Source organism: Saccharopolyspora sp., from assembly GCF_017434145.1.
Lineage (GTDB): Bacteria > Actinomycetota > Actinomycetes > Mycobacteriales > Pseudonocardiaceae > Saccharopolyspora_C > Saccharopolyspora_C galaxeae.
The window spans coordinates 1-3,257 of record NZ_JAFRFW010000885.1; the positions used below are offsets into that span (position 1 = coordinate 1).

Genomic DNA, 3,257 nt, shown 5'->3' on the forward strand with positions numbered 1-3,257 from the left:
CAGCGGCTGCGGGAGCGGGTCGTCGGCCAGGACGCGGCGGTGCGGTCGGTGGCCGAGGCGGTGCGCCGCGCCCGCGCGGGACTGGCCGACCCGGAGCGGCCGATCGGGAGCTTCCTGTTCCTGGGCCCGACCGGGGTGGGCAAGACCGAGTTGGCGCGGGCGCTGGCGCGGGCGTTGTTCGGCGATGCCGAGCGGATGGTGCGGTTCGACATGGGGGAGTTCCAGGACAAGCACACCGTCTCGCGGCTGATCGGCGCGCCGCCCGGTTATGTCGGCTACGGCGAGGCGGGGCAGTTGACCGAGCGGGTGCGGCGCCAGCCGTATTCGGTGGTGCTGCTCGACGAGGTGGAAAAGGCCCATCCGGACGTGTTCAACACGTTGCTGCAGGTGCTGGATGCGGGCCGGTTGACCGATTCGCAGGGCCGCGCGGTGGATTTCCGGCACACCGTGCTCATCATGACCTCGAACCTGGGTTCCGAGCGGGTGCTCGACGCGGGCGGGGACGCCGCGGAGGTCGCTGCTGCGTTGCAGGAGGAGTTGCGCGGGTTCTTCCGCCCGGAGTTCCTCAACCGGGTCGACGAGGTGACGGTGTTCCGCGGGCTGGGCGAGGCGGAGTTGTCCGAGATCGCCTCGTTGCTGCTGGAGCGCACTTCGGCGCAGCTGGCCGCGCAAGGGGTGCGGCTGGAGGTGAGCCCGTCGGCGGTGTCGTGGCTGTGCGAGCGCGGTTCGGCGCGGGAGTTCGGGGCGCGGCCGCTGCGGCGGGTGATCCAGCGCGAACTCGACACCCGGCTGGCCTCGCTGCTGCTGGAGGGCTCGCTCTCGGAGGGCAGCGAGGTGCTGGTGGAGGTCCTCGGCGGCGAGTTGTCGCTGCACGTGTCCTCGGCGCGGGACGGCGCGGCCGGCGGCCGCCACGCCGCACCTGCGCAGCGCACCCCGGGGTGACCGCCTGAACGGGTGAGAGGGGTGCTGCAACCCCTTGCAACCCTTCCTTCGCGACCGTCCGCGGCCGGACAGTGGTTCGCGTCACGCCGTGCGGTTCGAGGAGGAACGCGGTGGCCGACGCGGTCGCAGGCATCGTCGCCAACCCGCTGTCCGGGCGGGATGTTCGCCGGTTGGTGGCGCGCGCGTCGGTGTTCCCGACCGCGGAGAAGGCGAACATGGTGCAGCGGTTGCTCTCGGCGCTGCATTCGGCCGGGGTGGATCGTGCGCTGGTTTCGACCGATCTCGGCGGTATTTCCGCTGAGGTGCTGCGCGCGGGGCGCCGGTTGCGGCCGGGCCGGGACGCGCCGTGGCCGGATGTGCGGTTCTGCGAGCAGGATCGGCTCACCGAGACCGCCGCGGACACCGTCACCGCCGTGCGGGCGATGGTCGAGGCCGGTGCCGGGGTCGTGATCTGCCTGGGCGGGGACGGTACGGCGCGGGTCGCCGCCGGGGCGTGCGGGCAGGTTCCGCTGCTGGCGTTGTCGACCGGCACCAACAACGTGTTCCCGCAGTTGCGCGAGGCGACGGTCGCGGGCTTGGCGGCGGGACTGGTCGCCACCGGCGTGGTCGATGCCGAGGCGGTGACCCGAAGGGCGAGTGTGCTGCGGGTGCGGGCCGGGAACCGTTGTGAGCCTGCGCTGGTGGATGTGGCGGTCTCGCAGGCCGGGCGGGTGGGGGCTCGTGCGGTGTGGGATCCCGCGGAGCTTTCGGAGTTGTTCTGCACCTTCGCCGAACCGGACGCGGTGGGTCTGTCCAGTGTGGCCGGGTTGCTGGCGCCGAGCGCCCGCTCGGATCCGGACGGGGTGGCGTTGCGGCTGGATCCCGCGGCCGAGTGCGTGGTGCGGGCGCCGCTGGCGCCGGGCCTGGTGCGCGAGGTCGGCGTGGCCTCCTGCCGTCGGCTGGCCGAGGGCGAGACGGTGCCGATCACCGCCTCGCGCGGGGTGATCGCGGTGGACGGGGAACGGGAAGTGGAGTTCGGCCCGCACACCGCGCCGACGGTGACGTTGAGCGCGGACGGGCCGCGGTGCGTGGACGTGCGCGCGGTGCTGGCGCGCGCGTCGGCCGAGGGGTTGCTGCGCGGTGGCGCGGCCAAGGATTCCGGGACGCGCCCGGTCGCGGGCGCGCACGAGTTGTGAAGGAGATGCGGCGATGACCGACACCATGGCCGAACCCGCTCCGGACGCGTTGGACGAAGCGGGGCTGCTGCGGGCGTATCGCACGATGCGCACCATCCGCGCGTTCGAGGATCGGGTGCACGACGAGTTCGCGACCGGCGACATCCCGGGTTTCGTGCACCTCTACGCCGGTGAGGAGGCTTCGGCGACCGGGGTGTGCAGCCACCTCGACGACCGGGACTCGATCGCCAGCACGCACCGCGGGCACGGGCACTGCATCGCCAAGGGCGTGGACCCGAAGTCGATGATGGCCGAGATCTTCGGCCGCTCCACCGGCACGTGCAACGGCAAGGGCGGCTCGATGCACATCGCGGACCTGAGCAAGGGAATGCTCGGGGCCAACGGCATCGTCGGCGGCGGCCCGCCGCTGATCTGCGGCACCGCGCTGGCGGGCAAGCTGGCCGGCAACGGCGCGGTCAGCGTCGCGTTCTTCGGTGACGGCGCCAGCAACCAGGGCACCACGCTGGAGGCGATGAACCTCGCGTCGGTGTGGAACCTGCCCGCGCTGTTCGTGGCCGAGAACAACGGCTACGCCGAGGCGACCGCCAGTGGCTGGTCGGTGTCCTCGGACAACATCGCCGATCGCGCCGCCGGGTTCGGGATGCCCGGGGTGATCGTGGACGGGTTCGACTTCTTCGCGGTGCACGAGGCCGCCGCCGAGGCCGTGGCGCGGGCGCGCGAGGGCGGCGGGCCGACGCTGCTGGAAGTGAAGTTCACCCGCTACTACGGGCACTTCGAAGGCGACGGGCAGGCGTACCGGGCCGGTGAGGTCGCCGAGGCGAAGAAGCACTCCGACTGCCTGCTGCGGTTCCGCGAGCACGTGCTCGGCCAGGCCCTGCTGGCCGGATCGGAACTTGACGCGGTGGATTCCGAGGTGGCGGCCCTGATCGAGGACTCGGTCACCGCGGCCCGCTCGGCGCCGAAACCGACCGCGGCGGAGCTGACCACCGACGTCTACGTCTCGTACTGAAGGAGGCCCGGGCATGGCACGCACGATCAACTACCGCGAAGCGATCAGCGAGGCGTTGCTGCAGGAGATGCGCCGCGACGAGCGGGTCGTGGTGATGGGCGAGGACAACGCAGGTGGCGCGGGCGCGCCGG

The 3,257-nt window shown here is 72.5% G+C and carries 3 protein-coding genes; all 3 read left to right on the plus strand.

Annotated elements, in window-relative coordinates:
• A partial coding sequence (locus IJH84_RS23990; RefSeq protein WP_295149341.1) for an AAA family ATPase occupies positions 1–942 on the plus strand: 942 nt, incomplete at its 5' end.
• Positions 943–1,052: 110 nt separating this feature from the next.
• On the plus strand, positions 1,053–2,117 hold the full coding sequence (locus IJH84_RS23995; RefSeq protein WP_295149344.1) for an NAD(+)/NADH kinase: 1,065 nt from the start codon (positions 1,053–1,055) through the stop codon (positions 2,115–2,117).
• A gap of 13 nt (positions 2,118–2,130) precedes the next feature.
• The gene (locus IJH84_RS24000; RefSeq protein ID WP_295149346.1) at positions 2,131–3,126 is read left to right on the plus strand and encodes a thiamine pyrophosphate-dependent dehydrogenase E1 component subunit alpha; all 996 of its coding nucleotides are present in this window, start codon (positions 2,131–2,133) and stop codon (positions 3,124–3,126) included.
• Positions 3,127–3,257: the final 131 nt, after the last annotated feature.

Coding starts and splice junctions, on each gene's coding strand:
- IJH84_RS24000 (WP_295149346.1), top strand. CDS start 2,131: ATGACCGACACCATGGCCGAACCCGCTCCGGACGCGTTGGACGAAGCG.